This window comes from Pseudomonas psychrophila HA-4 (genome assembly GCF_000282975.1).
In the GTDB taxonomy this organism is placed as follows: Bacteria; Pseudomonadota; Gammaproteobacteria; order Pseudomonadales; family Pseudomonadaceae; genus Aquipseudomonas; species Aquipseudomonas psychrophila_A.
This window is the reverse complement of the sequence record NZ_ALJC01000105.1, coordinates 25,093-44,704: the sequence shown is the minus strand read 5'-3', so window position 1 is coordinate 44,704 and position 19,612 is coordinate 25,093. Positions and strand designations below refer to the sequence as shown.

Genomic DNA, 19,612 nt, shown 5'->3' with positions numbered 1-19,612 from the left:
CGCCCTCAGGGCTGAGGTCATAACCGTCCCAAATGCGCCTCCAATAACTCCACACACACCCGCAACTTGCCTGAGTTGGCCAGCCGCGTCGGGTACACCGCCCACACGTCGGCGCTTTGCTGGTAGTCCGCCAGCACTTGCACCAAACGCCCCTGTTCGAGCAGCGGCCTGACGTCCCACATCGAGCGCAGCAACACGCCGCGCCCGTCCAGCGCCCACTGCAATACTATCTCGCCACTGTTGGACGACAACGGTCCGCTGACGCGCACGCTGGCTTCGCCTTCCGGGCCTTGCAATTGCCAGATACCAAACGCGTTGTCGCGCTCTTTGAGCACTAGGCAATCGTGCTGTACCAAGTCGTCCAGATGGTGGGGCACACCACGGCGTTTGAGGTAGTCAGGAGAGGCGCACAGCACGCGGCTGTTGGTTACCAGTCGGCGGCCGATATGCTGGCCCGGAATGTCATCGCCTACATGAATTTCCAAGTCAAAGCCTTCATGGACGATGTTCACCACACGATCAAATACGTCGAGGCGAATCTCCAGTTCGGGGTACTGCTCGGCCAGCAAAGAAATGGCCGGCGCGACATGGTTGCGGCCAAAACCAAAACTGCTGCATATGTGCAAGCGGCCACGGGGCGCGGTATGTGCTTCGGACAGTTCATCCTGAAGCTGCTGAACATCATCGAGAATGCGTACCGCCCAGCGCTGCACACGCTCGCCGTCATCGGTCAGCGCGACGCGGCGGCTGGTGCGATGCAGTAAGCGGCTACCCAAGGTGGTTTCAAGAATTTGAATGCGTTTACTGACATAGGCGGGAGACAAACCCAGCTCTTCTGCCGCTGCGGCAAAGCCGCCCTTGCGCACAACCGTGAGGAAGACCCGCAGGTCTTCAGGCAACGGCGCACTGTCTTTTTTTGGCGGCATGGTCATAAACGGCTTGGCGGCAAGAGGGCACAGAATAGCTCAGCGTAAAAAAGGCAGCACGCGCTCAAGCAACAACTCAGGGACTTCTTCGCCAATGTAGTGCCCGGACGGCAACGCGTGGCCACGCACATCGGTCGCGACTTTCTGCCATTCGGCAAGCGGATCGAAACAGCGCCCCACCGTGCCTTCCGCGCCCCACAACACCAGCACTGGCATGTTCAAATGCCGACCTGCTGCACTGTCTTCGCGGTCATGGTCAAGGTCAATCCCGGCGCTGGCCCGATAGTCTTCGCAGATGCCACGCGCCGCACCCGGCAATTGAATGCAGCGCACGTATTCGGCCAGCGCTTGTGGCGAAAACGGTTGCAGGCCTGCACTGCGGCTGCCCATTACGCTGAGTACGTACTGCTCAGGGTCGGCCTCGATCAGGCGTTCAGGCAACGGCGCCGGACGAATCAAGAAGAACCAGTGCCAGTAAGCACGGGCAAAGGCCTCATTGGTTTGCGCGTACATGGCCAGCGTCGGCGCAATATCGAGCATAACTAAGCGGGTAACGGCCTGCGGATGGTCCAGCGCCAGACGATGAGCGACACGCGCACCGCGATCATGGGCCAGCACCGAAAACTGCTCAAACCCTAGGCTGCGCATCAACGCCAGCGAGTCGCGGGCCATTTCACGCTTGCTGTAGTTGCTGTGATCCGCCACCGCTTCGGGCTTTTCGCTGTCGCCGTAGCCCCGCAAGTCAGCGGCCACTACGGTGAAATGCTCGGCCAATTGCTCGGCGACTTTGTGCCAGATGACGTGCGTTTGCGGATGGCCATGAATCAACAATAAACCCGGCCCGCTGCCGCCGACACGGTAGGCAATGTGAACGCCATTGACCTGGCGTTGTGCTGAGTGAAATCCCGCGAACATGAGGCAGCCCCTTCTAATAGTCAGCCCATGCTAGAGCGCTCAGATTCTGCTGCAAGGGCCAAACCGTGGCGGCTCGATTCATGAAGTGTGGAACATCTGGTCGTCACCCTCACTGAGCGGAAAAAACACACAGGCGGTCAAACCTCCCCGTTCACGGTTGCTAAGCGTGAGGCTGCCCTTATGGCTGACGGCAATGCGCTGGGCAATACTCAGCCCAAGGCCATAACTGCCTGAATGATCGTTGCGCGAAGTATCCGCACGTACGAACGGATCGGTGACCGACTCAAGAATCGGTTGCGCGATGCCTGGCCCACGATCATTGATGCGCAACGTTACGCCGCTTGATGAGCGCTCGACCTCAATCGTTATGTTGCGGGCATAGGCTTGCGCGTTCACCAGCAAGTTCTGCAAACAACGGTGCACCAACACGCCGTTTGCGTAGATCATCCCGCCCCGGCCGCTGACAGGTAACGGCTCAGTGGGCGTCGACAACTCTGTACACAGGTTGCGCAGCACGCTATCGACATCAATAAATTGGCATGTGTGTTGGTTGGCGCTCTGCAGATAGACGAGTACCTGAGTAATCATCTTGTCCATTTGGTAGATGTTCTGTTTCAAGCGCTCACGCTGATCAAGATCGCTCAACCGCTCAATGCGCAAGCGCATACGGGTCAACGGCGTTCGCAGATCGTGAGACACGGCCGCCAGAAAAAAACTCTGGTCATTGACCATCGCCACAATCTGTTTCTGCATGGCATTAAACGTCTGGGCGGCCTGCCGAACCTCAAGAGGCCCTTCAATCGCCAGCGGCGCCTGGTCCAAGTTATCGCCCAACGCATTCGCGGCGTCACTTAGCCGTTTTAAAGGGCGCAGGCACAGTCGCACAGCCAGCCAGCACATCCCGATCACGCCGATAATGCGAACTACATAGACCCGCAGAATGTAGTCAGCAATCAATGCCCACGCGGACTCGCCGCTCCAACCCTGTAACTCGTGCGCCTCAATGCTCAACCAATGACCATCAGCCAGGGGCACCACGAAGTCCACATGGGCGGTGGCCGTTTGCAGACCAAAAAGGCTGCGCCAGACCAGCGGCTGGCCTGAGGCATCGGTCAGGTCGACATTGATCATCTCCACCACTGGCTCATAGCCCAATTCATACGCCAGCGCCTGCTTCAACAGCAAAGCCGTGCGTCGGGCTGCACGGTCATTACCGGGTTGAGTATCGGGTTTCGAGTCCAGGCACCGGACCGTGTAATTGGCCGGTGCCGCTTGGGGTTGATCCGGTTTACAACGGCTTGGGTCAATCAGTTGGGCTGTTCGGCTAGCCATCAATCGAACAGGGGCTTCGAGAACCTGCGCGTAGCGCACGTCGAACCAGATGCTGCTCGACAACAGTTGAATAGCCAGCGTACCGCTGACCAGAATCAGCGTCAGTTGGCCGAAGAGGGTTTTGGGCCACAGACGCATCAGCCCCCTCACCAACGCGTCGCGCACGTGTTTACACCGCCGCTTCAGGGTTGGAAACACTCAACAGGTAGCCTTCATTACGTACGGTCACTATGTGGACGTGCCCGTCCTTGAAATGCTGGCGCAAACGGCTGATGCACATGTCGATCGAACGGTCGTCGGGCGAGTATTCACGGCCCATCGCACTGAGGGTCAATTGATCACGCGACAGCACTTGGTCACGGGCCTGGAGCAAATCACGCAACACCCGGAAATCGGAACGCGGCAAGGTCAGGGTCTGGCCAACCGGGGTGTGCAGCAGGCGCTTTACATAATCGAGGCGATAGCCGACAAACTCGCGCTGGGTCGTGGCCGGACGAACCGCAATGGGCTCGGTGCGTGTTTGCCGACGCATGACCGCCTTGATTCTGGCCACCAGCTCACGAGGTTCGAAAGGCTTGGTCAGATAATCATCGGCACCCACCTCCAAGCCAATGATGCGATCCAACGCGGAGCCCTTTGCGGACAACATGATAACGCTCAGGCCTGGGCGCGACTGAAGCTGTCGACACAAGCTCAAGCCGTCTTCTCCCGGCAGCATGACGTCCAGCACCACCAGATCGACAGCCTGGCGCTCCAACTGTGCCCACATCTCCAGGCCATCGGAGGCAGCCAGCACGTGGTCGCCATTCTCACTCAGGTACTCGCATAGCAACTCGCGAATTTCATCATCGTCGTCCACCACCAGCAACGTTTTGGTCTCTGGGAGAGGCTTTGAGGCGGGCAAAACGTACCGTTGATTACATTCCATTACACACCCAGACATATCCGTAATAGTGCCTGACGGCCCGATACCTAAAATGCTACCAAACATTATCTGCAAATACGAAGTATTACCAATGACAACGCAGGGCATGATGACGGATCTAGCAGCACGACCTTTGATGTTAAGCACCCCTTCTCGCCATCTGGCGCCCCGCAGCCCTGTCGCAATCATGGTAGCCATGGGCCTCAGTGCGATGTTCGGCATGGCCAGCCAACAGGCTGCGGCCGGACCGCTTGAACTCGACACCCTGAATGTCGAAGGCACCCAGCCCTCTGCCGATGAAAGCACCGGCCAACTGGGTTACACCGTCAAGAGCACCACCAGTTCCACGGGTATGAAACTCACCCCGCGCCAGACGCCACAGTCGGTCACCACCATCACCCAAGAACAAATGGCAGACCGCCAGATCACCAATATCGAGCAAGCGCTAAACAGCACCCCCGGCGTCACCACGAGTAAGTCAGAAGTGGGCGGACGCACCGAGTACCGGGCTCGCGGCTATCCGATTACCAACTGGAAAACCGACGGCCTGCAGTTCCCGGGTGGCTCGGACTTCAGTGGCGCTGGCAACTCGCTGAACATGGACATGTACGAACGTATCGACATCGTTCGCGGCGCCAATGGCTTGCTGGGCGGCATGGGCGACCCGTCGGCCACCGTCAACCTGATCCGCAAACGCCCGGGCTTCGAATTCGGCGGCCGTGCCTACACCACCTATGGCAGCTGGGACAAACGGCGCCTAGGCGCTGACCTCAACGTGCCGTTGTCTGAAGATGGCCGCTTGCGCTCGCGCCTGGTCATGACGCAAGAAGATGCCAACTCCTTCCGCGATCATCAATCCGACCGTTCGCGGGCCGCGCTGGCCAATTTTGAGTTTGATCTGACGGACGCCACCACCTTGGGCGCCGGTTATCAATATGAGTACTACAAAAACGTAGGCGGCGGTTGGGGGGCGAACATCCCGATCTGGTACGGCGATGGCAGTAAAACCAGCCTGTCGCGCAGCACCAACGTGGTGCCGAGCTGGAGTTTTGGCGAATACACCACGCGCACAGCGTTCGGCTCGCTGGAGCATCGTTTTGACAATGACTGGACGCTCAACGTCAAAGCCTCGCAAAGCACCACCGACGCGTTGAATCACCGCGGGCTGGCCAAGGTCAACTCTTTAGATAGACGAACATTCGGCGGTTACTGGAACCAGGATGGCACTGGCGCCGTGCTCAACGGTCTGCACAGCTCCACCGACACCACCCAGCAATCGGCACAAGTCGACGTAACCGGCCCTTTTAGCCTGTTCGGACGTACCCATCAGGTCATGTTCGGCTACAACGACAGCCGCACCGTCGCCTGGTCGCCTCAATACCGCTGCACTATGGTAGGAAATGACCGCTTTAGCGATGAGGTGATCGGATGCCAGTTCCGCGCCAATAACGGCCTCCCGATTACTGACTGGCACAACGGGGTTGATAGCGATTACCGGATCAATGCCTACAAAACCGGCCTGCACACCAAAACCACCACCCGCCTGCAAGGCATGTATGCAGCCACTCGCCTGAGCATTACCGACCCGTTGTCGGTGATCCTCGGCGCGCGTATCAGCGATTACAGCAGCACTACGTTGTCGACTAGCGGCGCCCGCAGCAACCAACAACAAAACGGCATCGTCACGCCTTACCTGGGCGCGGTGTATGACCTCAACGACACCTACTCGCTGTACGCCAGCTACACCGACATCTTTACCCCGCAAAGCCAAGAAGACACTCGCGGCAACAAAATTGAGCCGATTCGCGGTCAGAGCTATGAAACCGGTATTAAAGGTGAATGGTTCGACGGCCAGGTCAATGCGCAAGCCGCCTATTTCCTGACCCGCCAGGAAAACAAAGCAGTCCTTGATGGCGCATTACCGACACCCACCAAAGACCAGGCCTATAAAGCAGGCACCGGCGTAGAGACAGAAGGTATTGACCTCGAAGTCTCCGGCGCGTTAACGCGCAACTGGAATGTTTACGGTGGCTACACCTACCTGCACTTCCGCCGCCTCAACGCCGATGGCCAAAGTGACCCGTCGCACCTGTTCAAGGCGTCGACCACCTATCGCCTGTCGGGGGCTCTTGATCGCCTGACTGTAGGCACCGGCGTCACCGCGCAAACCAACATTCGAGCCACCTCCACCCCGGCAGGCATTCCCACCAACGGTGTGAGCCGCGGCCCCACCGACGTGAACTGGGCGGGTTATGCCATCTGGAACGCAATGGCCAAGTACGACCTCACAGAGGACACGGCCGTTACCCTGAATGCCAACAACCTCTTCGACAAAACCTACTACACCCGCTACGGCTTCTATGCAGGCGCCATCTATGGTGATCCGCGCAGCCTGTCGTTGACCCTGAGTACTGCATTTTGAGGCCCGGCCTGATCCTTCCCCCAAGGTAAGCCGAGCGTCAACGTGCAACTACCGAAGCCCGCCTAATGGCGGGCTTCGCCTATTTGGCAACGTCCAAAAAAGCCAACGCGCGAACATCACACCGTCATGAAGGTCGGTTACTTAAATAGCGTGTCTAGGACGCACGACGAACTCGTGCAAAAACGCGACATTTTTAGTTGATCTCAGCGCAGTCACGCCCTAAAGTTCGCGCCGAACATCCATGCTGGAAACGATCCATCCGGCTCAAGTACTGACGACGAGACAGCAAGGTCCATTTACCTTATTTGCTTTCGGCGGACATGCCTTGGGAAGTAGGCGAACCAAAGTGGGGATACGGAGGATGTTTAGTTGCGCCCATTTATTTATGACGTTTGCCACTAGGAGTCCCTACGCATGTCGATTCAGGTCGAAGACTATTACGCGCGCGAAACCTTTCAAAAAATGAAGGCTTTCGCTGACACCCAAGAAACCCCGTTCGTGGTGATCGACACCGCCATGATCAGCAAGGCATACGACGACCTGCGTGCAGGCTTCGAATTCGCCAAGGTGTATTACGCGGTCAAGGCCAACCCGGCCGTCGAAATCATCAACCTGCTACGCGACAAAGGCTCAAGCTTCGACATCGCCTCGATCTACGAGCTGGACAAAGTGATGGCCCAAGGCGTTAGCCCGGATCGCATCAGCTACGGCAACACGATCAAAAAATCCAAAGACATTCGTTACTTCTACGAGAAAGGCGTGCGCCTGTTCTCCACCGACTCCGAAGCCGACTTGCGCAACATCGCCAAGGCTGCACCGGGCTCGAAAATCTACGTGCGTATTCTGACCGAAGGCTCGACCACGGCTGACTGGCCTCTGTCGCGTAAATTCGGCTGCCAGACCGACATGGCCATGGACTTGCTGATTTTGGCCCGAGACTTGGGCTTGGTGCCTTACGGCATTTCGTTCCACGTGGGTTCGCAGCAACGTGACATCAGCGTGTGGGACGCAGCCATCGCCAAGGTCAAAGTGATTTTCGAGCGCCTGAAAGAAGAAGACGGCATCGTTCTCAAGCTGATCAACATGGGCGGCGGCTTCCCGGCCAACTACATCACCCGCACCAACAGCCTGGAAACCTACGCAGAAGAAATCATTCGCTTCCTGAAAGAAGACTTCGGTGACGATCTGCCAGAAATCATTCTGGAACCGGGCCGTTCATTGATCGCCAACGCCGGGATTCTGGTTAGCGAAGTGGTGCTGGTCGCACGTAAATCGCGAACCGCCGTCGAGCGTTGGGTGTATACCGATGTGGGCAAATTCTCTGGCCTGATCGAAACCATGGACGAAGCCATCAAGTTCCCGATCTGGACTGAAAAGAAAGGCGAGATGGAAGAGGTGGTCATCGCCGGCCCAACCTGTGACAGCGCCGACATCATGTATGAAAACTACAAGTACGGCCTACCACTGAACCTGGCCATCGGTGACCGTTTGTACTGGTTGTCGACCGGTGCCTATACCACCAGCTACAGCGCTGTTGAATTCAATGGCTTCCCGCCGTTGAAAGCGTTCTACCTGTAACCCAAAGCGGTTAGGCAGCCCTCCCTGTAAACAAACTGGAAGGGCTGCCAATACGGGTTAGCGACTCATCTTTTGCAAGTACGTCTTAAACTCAGCGAGGTGTGTGGTGTAGTGCTGCATTGCCAGCTCAGTGGGCTCATTCGTAGAACTAATACCGCTGACGAACATCTCCAACCCGTCATTCACTAACGTCATGTTGTTCACCCAGAGTGTCCGTGCCTCAACCAACTCCGAATGGCGCTTTATTTTTGCTTCACGCGCTTTCAACAGTTGTACTTTGTCGGCATTTTCATGTTTCAGTCTCTGCAGTGCCGTTAACTGATCGGTGACCTTATTACGCGCCTCAATCATGGAAGAAAGCTTGAGCCCGTCGTTGAATACATCCAAATAGAGCGTGATACGTTCAAGTGCAATCGTGACGACTTGCGCATCAACTTTTGCAACCACCGCCGCTGCAACCAACGTTTCAATTTGCTGGGCCGTGGGAAGCAACTCTTTTATGTGATCAAGCCAACTTTTACTTTGTAAAACCTTCAATGCCGCTTTAAGTGCCTGCTTATCTTCCAACAACTGAACTTCTTCAGACGCTAACGCAATGTCCTGTTGTTCAAGCTCTGCCAATTTAACGGCATCGTAAGCCAATAACGGATCAGAATAATGCTCTAGATTTAGCCCTGCACCCTCTGCTATTTTCCGATCAATTTCTTCTTTTGCAGCCCTAACTTCATTAACCATTCGATTCAGTCTTTTGACATAGAGGTTAGTTAGGGTGCTAAGCGCTGGCGTTTTAACATGGCTGTCCAATGACGATGTCGTGATCTGCGTCCACTGCTCAAGAATATCGGTAACATCGGAACTCTCAGCGAGCACTTCAAGGCTACGCACGTGATCCACAATTGCACGAGTGTCTTGGTTTAATAGCTTCGAGGCCAAGGTTAAGCGCTCTTGCAACGAAGGAATAAAACTGTACTCACGACTGGCGACCACAACGTTAAATTTATCCAGGCATGCTCGAACAACCGAAAAATCCGGCATAGGGTAATGGCTCATTGAAATATCCTTATTCATGGTACGGCTCCTTATCTCAACGGGACTCATCGAGTATGTCATTGAAAGCTTCTGATATTAAGGCGGTGTAGTCCTTGACCCGTGCCCATGGATTTATAAGCTGTGCAAAATCAAGTTTAAACTGATGCAACTGGGCAAACGTATCAATCTCACCCAGCAGATTTATTGCGTCCTCTAAATACCTGAGAACGAAGCCCCACACTTGAGCCAGCTGTTTAGCCCCTTGCTCGGCGCCTAACATACGGCTTTGGAGATCCGTAAAGTACAGTTGAGAAGCGTCCAGTAACGTTGCTATACGTTCTTGATCCTTAAGCGTGCTTATCGCCGTGTCACGCTCGGCTATAGAATTGTTTTTCCTGGCCCGTATGGCTTCAGCTTTTGCGCCGAATATCCCACCCGTTATTGCCAATCCGATAGGCCCTAGTAAAATCCCTGAATGGCCATATAGAACATGTGATTTATAATCTTTGATTAACGCTTCGATCTCGTTGTCCAGTTCCTTGATACGAACGGAAAGATGTTGTCGCTCCTTGGACAACCCAGTTCTGGTATAGGCATCCAACTTGCTTTTGACGTCAGGCGCTAACTCATCTGTCAGCACACGCTCAAATTCGGCAGCTAAGGCACCGACCGCCTCAACGTGCTTTATATAGTTTTGCGTGCTTATTTTAACCTGGACAATGTATTTCTTCATCGCAGCCACTGCAGTAAGCTCTGTGGCATTAAGAGTAAGACGTTTGAGTTCTTCGAACTCTTCGTCTGTTAAATCATCGAGCGTTCCTTCGAGAAATCGCTCAAGATTTACTTTATTGATCAAATCAATAATAGTGACGCCCGTCGTGACAAACTTATCTGAAAAAGTGTTCATCTGCCGACTGAGTTCTTTTGTATCACGCTCAAGCGCTGGCCATGTTCCAGAATGCTGCCTGACACGCTGATGAAAGGCCTGAATACTGACCGCCTCGAGTTCAGGAACACCCAAAATATTGAAGCCAAGCCATTCTACAATTTTGTCGTAATCCACGGGCAGCGAGTTAGCGTGTTTCACATACGCACGAACACTGTGAATATCACTACGCTGCATTATAAAACCAATGTCTTTTTTTGAGACTGCTGACGCTTTCTTACCCGCCAAGACTTGAATGTACTGCGACGGCATATGAATGGCGGCTTCCAGAACCGTTAAGTCTTCAATTCGCCGCCCATCATCAATATCTTCTCGTGCAGGCATTACGCCCGCTGCCTGATTAAACACCTGCATATTAATTCCTTTTAATGAGTTATTTTGCAGACACACAATCACTCTAAAAAAAGAATTAATCAATTACACTACGTCACTCTCTCTCGTAAGAAAATGACACTTCAAAACATGAAAAAAACCCGGTCCTGTACAGCACCTCCCGAAAACACTTTAATGCCATCGAGGAGCATTGCTCAAAACAAACTAACCCCGGCTATACCTCTTTACTTGAAAAGGTATTTATTCGCGCTTGATACATCTCACCCATTGCTCGAACCGCAGGTTCTTTGGCCTCAAGCAGCGCCGCGCGGCTTACCCGCAAAAAATTGAGATTGCCGATTGCCAACGCGCACTCAAGCCAATGCAGAGCGCCTTCGACGTTGCCCTGCTCGGCCAACACCGCGGCGTGGCTGAATTGCCCACGAAAATCCCCGGCGTGGGCAGAGCGTTCATACCACAGGCGCGCCGTCTGCAGATCTGCCGGGCAATAACGACCGTCTTCAAGGTAACGCCCCAGCAAGTTCATCGACTTGGCGTGCCCCAAATGTGCCGCCTCACGGTACAGCGCGAACGCAGCGTACTGGTCTTGCACCACTCCGCGCCCGGTCGCCAGCAAGTTGGCGTAGTTGTACAGCCCCCAATCGAGCCCGCCCTGAGCCGCCATTCGATAATGACTGGCGGCCGCCCGCTCATCGGCGCTGCAGCCCCAACCATGTTCAAGGCAGCGCCCGAGCATGTTGCGCGCCATTAAGTGCCCGCCGTTGGCGGCAATCCCAAACCAGCGAAAGGCCAACGGCACGTCGCGCTCAATGCCCTGCCCATCGAGCAGAATCTGCCCCAGTAACGCCTGACCCTCAACGATGCCTTGCTTGGCAGCCATCAAAATAGCCTGTGCCGCACGCGCCGGATTTTCCGCGAGCATGGTTTTGAGCTGCTCGCCGTTGAGCACTTCTTCGCGCCGTAATTGGAAACTCATGACTTACACCTCAACCCAGCGACGCAACAGGTTGTGATAGGTGCCCGTGAGTTGCACCAGCGCGGGATGATCCGGCACGTCGCGGGTCAGTTGCTGGATCGCGCTGTCCATCTCAAACAGCAAGGTGCGCTGGCTGTCTTCCCGCACCAGGCTTTGGGTCCAGAAAAATGACGCAAAACGGGCGCCACGGGTGACGGCGTTGACCTTGTGCAAACTGGTGCCGGGGTACAGCACCATGTCGCCCGCCGGGAACTTGACCTGCTGCACGCCGTACGTGTCCTGAATCACCAACTCGCCGCCGTCATAGTCCTCGGGATCGCTGAAAAACAGGGTCGCGGACAAATCCGTACGCACGCGCTCCTGACTGCCTTTGGGCTGGCGCACGGCGTTGTCGATATGGAAATCGAAGCTGCCGCCCCCCGTGTAGCAGTTCACCAGCGGCGGGAAGACCTTGTGCGGCAAGGCGGCCGACATGAACAGCGGATTTTTCCACAGCCGATCAATCATCGCCGCGCCGATTTCTTTGGCGAGCGGATGGCCTTCGGGTAATTGCAGATTGTGTTTGGCTTTGGCGGACTGAAACCCGGCAGTGATTTTGCCGTCGGCCCATTCCGTCTGCGTCAGCGCCTCGCGAATGCGCTGCACTTCTTCACGGGAAAACAAGCCGGGAATATGCAGCAACATGGCGCGGTACCTGATTAGGAAAAGGATGCCGATGGTATTGATTCTTATTGATTATGTAAAACCTTGTTAAGAACCCGGTAGACGAACGAGTGTGAAAAAACCGTTAAGCCAAACTGTAAAGATTGTAAATTTAGCGCGAATAGTAATCCCTCTCAATTGATAGGCAGAATTGTTTGCACTATATTCCGCGACTCAAATTCTGGGGGAAGGAATTTTCAAATGTCGCGCCAACTCATAAAAATACCGGTCAGCTCACCGCGTTTGCTGGCTTCGGCCATCGGCGTTGCAATGACTGCAACCTCGGCTGGGCATCTGGCTCAAGCCGCTGAAAGCACTGACAGTAACGTTCAGAGCAACAGTATTTCTCTTGGCGCGACCACGGTCTCGGGTGAGCAAACGCAGCAGTCTTATCAGACCGACAAAGGCAGCTCGCAAAAATACACTGCGCCACTGGTCGACACCCCGCGGTCCGTCACCGTGATTCCTCAACAAGTGCTGCAAGACACCGCAGCCACTTCGCTGCAAGACGCACTGCGCACCGTTCCGGGGGTGACCTTCGGCGCAGGCGAAGGCGGCAACCCGCAAGGCGACCGTCCTTTCATTCGTGGTTTTGACGCCCAAGGCGACACCTACCTCGACGGCGTGCGTGACACTGGCGGCCAGACCCGCGAAATTTTCGACATTGAATCCGTCGAAGTCAGCAAAGGTCCGAACTCATCTTTCGGAGGTCGCGGCTCGGCGGGCGGTAGCTTGAACCTAGTGAGCAAGACCCCAAAGTTGGGTGACTTCCTCAACGGCGGTTTCACTTACGGCTCGGACCAGACCCGCCGCTACACCGTGGACATTAACCGCCAGTTCCTGGACACCGCAGCGTTCCGCTTGAACCTGATGAGCCATGAGCAAAACGTTGCCGGTCGTCAATCGATCAACTACGACCGCTGGGGCGTGGCGCCGTCGCTGACCTTCGGCCTGGGCACTGAAACTCGCCTGAACATCAGTTACTACCATTTGGAAAGCAATGACCTACCGGACTCGGGCATTCCCTACGGTTACGGCAGCGCCTCTAAAACAGCCGCTCACGTACACGACAAGCCAGATGATGGAGGCAACAGCAGCAACTTCTACGGCCTTAAAGACCGTGACTTCCGCAAAACCCGCGCAGACATCAGCACCCTGTCGTTCGAGCACGATCTGAGTGACGCGATGACTGTGAAGAACACCTTCCGTCACGGCAACACCGGTCAGGACTACATCCTCACCCAGCCAGACGACAGCCAGCACAACGTCAACCAATACGGCACTGTATGGCGTCGTGCCAACACCCGTGTGTCGACCACCGAAACCACCACCAACCAGACCGATCTGTTCGGCAACTTCAACGTGATGGGTTTCAAAAACACCTACTCCACGGGTATTGAGTTCACTCGCGAAGAAACCCGCGTCAGCGGCTACACCGTAAACCCGAACAGCAACCCGAAACCTGACGGCTGCACACCCGGCATGGTCGGTAACAGCGGCGGCCAGTGCACATCGTTGTCCAACCCGAACCCCGGCGACCAGTTTATCGGCACCACTGACCGTAACTACTACGGCACCAACACCGTGGGTGTGACCAAAGCGGCTTACGTGTTTAACACCCTAGAACTCGATCCAAAGTGGCTGCTTAACGCGGGCCTGCGTTACGACCAGTTTGATACCACCGCAAACACCAACGCAGCAAAGGGCCGCAGCAAAGCCAAAAACGACAGCAACTTCTTCAACTGGCAAGCAGGTCTGGTGTGGAAACCGCTGGATAACGGCAGCGTTTACGCCTCCTACGCCACATCGGCCACACCACCCGGCGCACTGGTTGGCGAGGGTGCAGAAGGCAATCCACTGGTCACCACCAACAGCGTAAGCGACCTGGACCCTGAAGAAACCGTTAACTATGAATTGGGCACCAAGTGGGACGTGCTTAATGACCGCCTGTCCTTGACCGCTGCGGTATTCCGTACCGAGAAGAAGAACACCCGTGTTCTAACTGACGCATTCACTTACCAAAACGCCGGTGAGTCCCGTGTTGACGGTATCGAACTGTCTGCCAGCGGCAAAATCACCGACAAGTGGCAAGTGTTTGCAGGCTACAGCTACCTGAAAAGCGAGCTGGTTGATTCGGGCTTGAAAGGCCGTAACGGGGTGGTAAGTGCCGGTTCGGACAAGGGCAACGAAATGCCCAACACACCGAAAAACAGCTTTAGCCTGTGGACAACCTATGAAGTCATGCCAAAACTGACCATCGGCGGCGGTGCGTACTATGTGGACAAAGTGTACGGCGACACGGCTAACACCGTTTATGTGCCCTCTTACACTCGCTTCGATGCGATGGCCAGCTACAAACTGACCAAAAACATCGACCTGCAACTGAACGTACAAAACCTGACCGACAAAACGTACTACGACAAAGCCTACGCTTCGCACTTCGCCAATCAGGCGGCGGGCCGTACAGCCTTGTTAACCACCAGCTTCCACTTCTAAGCTGACGTTACGTCGTTAAGTCGTGTAAAGCCCCGGCCATTCAGTGGTCGGGGCTTTTGTGTGTAAAAAGAAGGACGCGGCATAATGCGCCGCGAAGTATTCAACTGAACGAGCAAGGCGGTCGTCGTGTTTAAGAAAACCCTGTTCCAGCTGCATTGGTTTTTCGGGATAACCGCAGGGTTGATCCTGGCCTTAATGGGGATAACTGGCGCGATCGTGTCCTTTCAGGACGAGTTGCTGGACTTGCTCAACCCCACCGTGCTCAAGGTCGAAAAACGCGACAGTGGCGTACTGCCGCCTGCTGAACTGGTGCGCAAGGTCGAGGCCACCGAAGGCAAGCAAGTGGCCATGCTCTGGGTCGGCGTCGACAGTGACAGCGCCTCACGGATCTTTTTCACCGCGCCACCGGGTGAACGGCGCGGCCAACTGCGTTATGTAGACCCGTACACCGGCGACTATCAGGGCGACGTCAGTGGCTTGGGCTTCTTTAATCTGATGCTGCAACTGCACCGTTTTCTGGCTATCGGCGATACCGGCCGCCAGATCACCGGGGCGTGTACCCTGATGCTGCTGTTTTTCTGCCTGTCGGGCCTGTACCTGCGCTGGCCACGTAATGCACTGAACTGGCGCGTCTGGTTGACCCTGGACTGGGCGAAAAAAGGCCGCAGCTTTAATTGGGATCTGCACTCAGTGGCGGGCACCTGGTGCCTGATTATCTACCTGATGTCGGCACTGACCGGCTTGTCTTGGTCCTACGAGTGGTACAACCAAGGCCTGCAAAAACTCTTCTCGGATACACCAAAAGGCGAGCAACGCAAGGGCGGACGCGGCGCCCCGCCGGGGGCTAGCGGCGTAGCGCCGGTCGCTGACTATGAGGCGATCTGGGCCAGCATCCAAAAAACTGCCGGGCCAGACCTCAGCATGTACAACGTGCGTATGCCGCCTGCTGCCGGCCAGCCCGCGACCGTCTTCTACCTGTTGAAGAGTTCACCTCACGAGCGTGCCTTCAACCAGATCATGCTCGACCCGGCCAACGGCGCTGTAAAAAAGGTCGAACGTTATGACGACAAGCGCTACACAGCGCAATTGCTGACCAGCATTTACGCCCTGCATACCGGCAGCTACTGGGGCGTTATCGGGCGTGTGGTAGTGACCATCGCCAGCCTGACTATGCCGCTGTTCTTTATTACAGGCTGGCTGCTGTACCTGGACCGCCGCCGTAAAAAGCGTCAAGTCAAACACGCGCGCCAAGGGTTTTGCGCTGCCAGCAGCGATGCGCCGTCCTGGTTGATCGGCTTTGCCAGTCAAAGTGGTTTTGCCGAGCAGTTGGCTTGGCAGACCGCCGGGCAATTGCAGGCAGCAGGCTTGCCGGTGCGCGTTCAGCCGCTAGCAGCCGTCAGCGAAGAAGATTTACAGCAAGCCAGCAATGCCTTGTTTGTGGTCAGCACCTTTGGTGACGGCGAAGCGCCTGACAGTGCACGGGGCTTTGAACGCAAAATACTTGGCCAACCGCTGGGCTTAAACACACTCAACTATTCGGTTCTGGCCTTGGGTGACCGTCAATACCCGCATTTTTGCGGTTTTGCGACCCGTATCCAGCAATGGCTGAGCGAGCGCGGCGCGCAGTCGTTGTTTGCCCCGGTGCAGGTCGACAGCGGCGATCCTGAAGCGCTGCACCATTGGCAACAACAACTCAGCCAACTCACGGGCGGTACACCCAGCGCAATGTGGCAAGCCCCGAACTACAACAACTGGACCCTCGAACAGCGCCAACTGCTTAACCCTGGCAGCAGCGGTTGCGCAGTTTACTTGCTGGGGCTCAGCCCCCCCGATGCCAGCCACACTTGGCAGGCCGGTGATCTGGTTGAAGTCATGCCAAGGCAGTCGCAGTGGGCGGTCGAGCACTTGCTCGATGGGTTGGGCCTGTCGGCAGACACCCTCGTGCACCTTGATGGCCTGCAAGAAACCCTCGCTCAGGCACTGGCCAGCCGCCAGTTGCCAGAAAATCGCGGGCACCTGGTGGGCTTGCACGCCCAAGCGCTGGTCGATGCCTTGATCCCACTGAACATGCGCGAGTACTCCATCGCCTCGATTCCACAAGATGGCGTACTGCAACTGATCGTGCGTCAGGAGCGCCATGCCGATGGCAGCCTAGGCCTGGGTTCGGGCTGGCTAACCGAGCATGCGCCGCTGGGAGCGGCTATCAGCTTACGTCTGCGGCGCAACAGTGGCTTCCACCTACCCGCCGAGCCTTGCCCACTGATTTTGCTGGGCAATGGCACCGGGCTAGCGGGTTTGCGCAGCTTGCTCAAGGCACGAGTTGCCCAAGGCCAGCAGCCAAACTGGCTGTTCTTTGGCGAACGCAATGCTGCGCACGACTTCTATTGCCGCGATGAACTGCAAGGCTGGTTGGCCAGCGGCGATTTGGCACGGCTGGACGTGGCGTTTTCACGGGATCAGGCGCACAAGGTGTATGTGCAGGATCGCCTGCGAGAGTCTGCTGATGAGGTGCGTCGCTGGCTGGCGGACGGCGCGGCTATTTATATCTGCGGCAGCTTAAAAGGCATGGCATCGGGTGTGGATCAGGCGCTGATTGAAATGCTCGGAGCTGAGGCAGTGGAACAGCTAATTGAGCAAGGGCGTTATCGCCGGGACGTGTATTAAAAAGCCGAGCAACATCGTTTAACGCTTCGACTGCGGTCTTAAAGGCCGCAGTCACTATCCTGAATCTGGCACATCAACCCTTCACACGGAAGTGAAGCATGCCACCGCGCAAGCCCCGCCCTACCCCCACTCAACGCCAATTCGCTCGACATTTGCGCGTTAAACAAACCGATTGTGAATTGCACGTCTGGCAGAAACTAAGGGCCAGGCAGTTGCTGGGCTTAAAGTTTCGCCGTCAGCATCCGTGTCCGCCATTTGTGCTGGATTTCTATTGTGTGGAATTGAAACTGGCCATAGAACTGGATGGCAGTCAGCACTTCACGGCTGAGCAATTGGCGTACGACTGGCGTCGAACGGATCACTTGCAGGGTTTGGGGATCACGGTGTTGAGGTTTAATAACCGACAGGTGCTTGAGGAAATGAATGGCGTGCTGGAAGAGGTGTATCGGGTAGCGGAGCAAATGCTAGAAGCACCCTCACCCCAACCCTCTCCCGGAGGGAGAGGGAGCTAACCGAGTTGTTTTCACACTCGGCGCAAGACACTCAGACCGCAGAAAAACTCAAGGCTTCCCCAATCGGCTCCCTCTACCTCCGGGAGAGGGTTGGGGTGAGGGCAGCGTTTTAAGCCTTGGCCGTTTCCAACGCCATGTCCACCGGCTCCGGGCGTTTGATCACGGCATAGACCACCGCCGTCAACAGACTGCCCGCCACAATTGCCAGCAAGTACAACAGCGCATGGTTGATGGCGTTCGGAATCAGCAGCACAAACAAGCCACCGTGCGGCGCCATCAGTTTGCAGCCGAAGTACATCGACAATGCGCCCGTCAGCGCGCCCCCGACGATGCTCGCCGGGATCACCCGCAATGGGTCTTTGGCGGCAAACGGAATCGCCCCTTCGGAAATAAAGCACAGCCCCAGCACCATTGCAGCTTTGCCCGCCTCACGCTCGGTTTGCGCAAATTTGCGCCGTGCAAGCAAGGTCGCAATGCCCAAGCCAATCGGCGGCACCATGCCCGCAGCCATGGTCGCGGCCATCGGTGCATAACTTTGCGAAGCCAGCAAACCCACCGAAAACGCATAAGCCGCTTTGTTGATCGGTCCGCCCAAGTCGACGCACATCATGCCGCCCAGCAACACACCCAGCAGAATCGCGTTGGTGGTACCCATGCTGTCGAGGAAGTGGGTCAGGCCTTCGAGCATCCCGGCCACCGGCTTACCGACCACGTAAATCATTACCAGCCCGGTAAACAGGCTGGCAAACAGCGGGATGATCAGAATCGGTTTCAACGCTTCAAGGCTCTGCGGTAACCGCGCATAACGATTGATCGCTTTGGCGCAGTAACCGGCAATAAAGCCAGCAATGATCCCGCCAATAAAACCGGCACCCAAGGTGCTCGCCAACAAGCCGCCAATCATCCCCGGCGCCAAACCAGGACGGTCGGCAATCGAGTACGCGATGTAACCCGCCAGCAACGGCACCATCAGTTTGAACGCCGCATCGCCACCAATTTGCATCAGGGCGGCGGCCAAAGTGCCCGGCTCTTTATAAGCCGTAATGCCAAACACAAAGGACAAAGCAATCAGCAAGCCGCCCGCCACCACCATCGGCAGCATGAACGACACACCCGTCAGCAAGTGTTTATACACGCCGGTTTTTTCTTGCTTCGCCGGGGCCGAACCGCCCGCTGCCGCCGATTCTTGCTGGCCTTCATTTAAGGCCTTGTTCAACGTGGCTTCTGCCTGTTTGAGCGCAATGCCGGTGCCGCAGCGGTAGATTTTTTTGCCTGCAAAGCGTTCGGTCGGTACTTCAATATCGGCCGCCAGCAGCACGACATCTGCCTCGCTGATAGCCTGTGCGCTCAATGGATTGCGCGCACCGACAGAGCCTTGGGTTTCGACCTGCAACTCATAACCCAAGCGCTTGGCCGCCTGCTGCAAAGCTTCGGCCGCCATAAAGGTATGCGCCACGCCTGTCGGGCACGCCGTAATCGCAACGATTTTTGGCGTATGCGCCGCCGTTGCAACCTCAGCTGAAACGCTAGGCGCGGTATACACCTGAGCCTCTTTGACACCTCGCAGCAACACCGCTTCAACGTCTTGCAGAGCTTGGGCCGGGGTGCTCTGAAAAACCCGTTTGCCGATAAAGCGCTGCATATCAAGCGGCGTGCTGCTGACCAGCAACACCCATTCGGCTTCATCGATAGTTGCCTTAGACAACTGACGTTCCGGGTGTTTGGGGTCATGCACTTCAACGCTGGTGCTCCAACCCTGACGCTGCGCGGCAGCATCGAGCAAGCGGGCACACAGTACGCTGGTTACCATGCCGTTAGGGCAGCCCGTCACAATGGCTAATTTCATGTGTATCCCT

General features: G+C 56.2%; 14 protein-coding genes. 5 read left to right on the top strand and 9 right to left on the bottom strand.

Going from position 1 to position 19,612, the window contains the following annotated elements; genetic code table 11:
* Positions 1 to 17 precede the first annotated feature (17 nt).
* From B347_RS0117080 to B347_RS0117065, 4 genes are all read right to left on the bottom strand, one after another.
* A complete protein-coding gene (locus tag B347_RS0117080) occupies positions 18 to 926 on the bottom strand; it encodes a LysR substrate-binding domain-containing protein (RefSeq protein ID WP_026014254.1) in 909 nt (302 codons plus the stop codon).
* A gap of 39 nt (positions 927 to 965) precedes the next feature.
* On the bottom strand, positions 966 to 1,841 hold the full coding sequence (locus B347_RS0117075; protein WP_019410909.1) for an alpha/beta fold hydrolase: 876 nt from the start codon (positions 1,839 to 1,841) through the stop codon (positions 966 to 968).
* Positions 1,842 to 1,919: 78 nt separating this feature from the next.
* Positions 1,920 to 3,311 carry a HAMP domain-containing histidine kinase gene (locus tag B347_RS25135; protein ID WP_019410908.1) on the bottom strand — a complete coding sequence of 464 codons (1,392 nt, stop codon included), beginning with the start codon at positions 3,309 to 3,311 and terminating at the stop codon, positions 1,920 to 1,922.
* A 31-nt stretch (positions 3,312 to 3,342) separates the two neighbouring features.
* Entirely contained in the window at positions 3,343 to 4,101 is a 759-nt protein-coding gene (locus B347_RS0117065; protein WP_019410907.1) for a response regulator, read from the bottom strand.
* 133 nt (positions 4,102 to 4,234) lie between these two features.
* On the opposite strand from B347_RS0117065, the gene B347_RS0117060 reads away from it, so the two are divergent.
* Both B347_RS0117060 and B347_RS0117055 read left to right on the top strand, forming a co-directional pair.
* Positions 4,235 to 6,520, top strand: a complete 2,286-nt coding sequence (locus B347_RS0117060; protein ID WP_026014252.1) for a TonB-dependent siderophore receptor — start codon at positions 4,235 to 4,237, stop codon at positions 6,518 to 6,520.
* Positions 6,521 to 6,934: 414 nt separating this feature from the next.
* The gene (locus B347_RS0117055) at positions 6,935 to 8,098 is read left to right on the top strand and encodes a type III PLP-dependent enzyme (RefSeq protein WP_019410905.1); all 1,164 of its coding nucleotides are present in this window, start codon (positions 6,935 to 6,937) and stop codon (positions 8,096 to 8,098) included.
* Positions 8,099 to 8,155: 57 nt separating this feature from the next.
* Here the strand turns inward: B347_RS0117055 and B347_RS0117050 are convergent, their stop codons facing one another.
* From B347_RS0117050 to B347_RS0117035, 4 genes are all read right to left on the bottom strand, one after another.
* Positions 8,156 to 9,166 carry an alpha-xenorhabdolysin family binary toxin subunit B gene (locus tag B347_RS0117050; RefSeq protein WP_019410904.1) on the bottom strand — a complete coding sequence of 337 codons (1,011 nt, stop codon included), beginning with the start codon at positions 9,164 to 9,166 and terminating at the stop codon, positions 8,156 to 8,158.
* 16 nt (positions 9,167 to 9,182) lie between these two features.
* Positions 9,183 to 10,427, bottom strand: coding sequence for an alpha-xenorhabdolysin family binary toxin subunit A (locus B347_RS0117045; RefSeq protein WP_019410903.1), 1,245 nt, complete (start codon positions 10,425 to 10,427; stop codon positions 9,183 to 9,185).
* Between the two features lie 193 nt (positions 10,428 to 10,620).
* A complete protein-coding gene (locus B347_RS0117040) occupies positions 10,621 to 11,382 on the bottom strand; it encodes a tetratricopeptide repeat protein (protein ID WP_019410902.1) in 762 nt (253 codons plus the stop codon).
* Between the two features lie 3 nt (positions 11,383 to 11,385).
* Positions 11,386 to 12,066 (bottom strand): Fe2+-dependent dioxygenase, encoded by a 681-nt coding sequence (locus B347_RS0117035; protein WP_019410901.1) that lies wholly within the window; start codon positions 12,064 to 12,066, stop codon positions 11,386 to 11,388.
* Positions 12,067 to 12,285: 219 nt separating this feature from the next.
* Between B347_RS0117035 and B347_RS0117030 the strand changes: the two genes are divergently transcribed.
* From B347_RS0117030 to B347_RS0117020, 3 genes are all read left to right on the top strand, one after another.
* Complete coding sequence (locus B347_RS0117030) at positions 12,286 to 14,580, top strand: TonB-dependent receptor (protein WP_019410900.1); 2,295 nt, start codon at positions 12,286 to 12,288, stop codon at positions 14,578 to 14,580.
* Positions 14,581 to 14,706: 126 nt separating this feature from the next.
* On the top strand, positions 14,707 to 17,244 hold the full coding sequence (locus B347_RS0117025) for a PepSY domain-containing protein (RefSeq protein ID WP_019410899.1): 2,538 nt from the start codon (positions 14,707 to 14,709) through the stop codon (positions 17,242 to 17,244).
* A gap of 98 nt (positions 17,245 to 17,342) precedes the next feature.
* Positions 17,343 to 17,756, top strand: a complete 414-nt coding sequence (locus B347_RS0117020; RefSeq protein ID WP_019410898.1) for an endonuclease domain-containing protein — start codon at positions 17,343 to 17,345, stop codon at positions 17,754 to 17,756.
* A 109-nt stretch (positions 17,757 to 17,865) separates the two neighbouring features.
* Here the strand turns inward: B347_RS0117020 and B347_RS0117015 are convergent, their stop codons facing one another.
* Positions 17,866 to 19,602: a PTS fructose-like transporter subunit IIB gene (locus B347_RS0117015; protein WP_019410897.1), complete on the bottom strand. Its 1,737-nt coding sequence runs from the start codon at positions 19,600 to 19,602 to the stop codon at positions 17,866 to 17,868.
* Positions 19,603 to 19,612 lie beyond the last annotated feature (10 nt).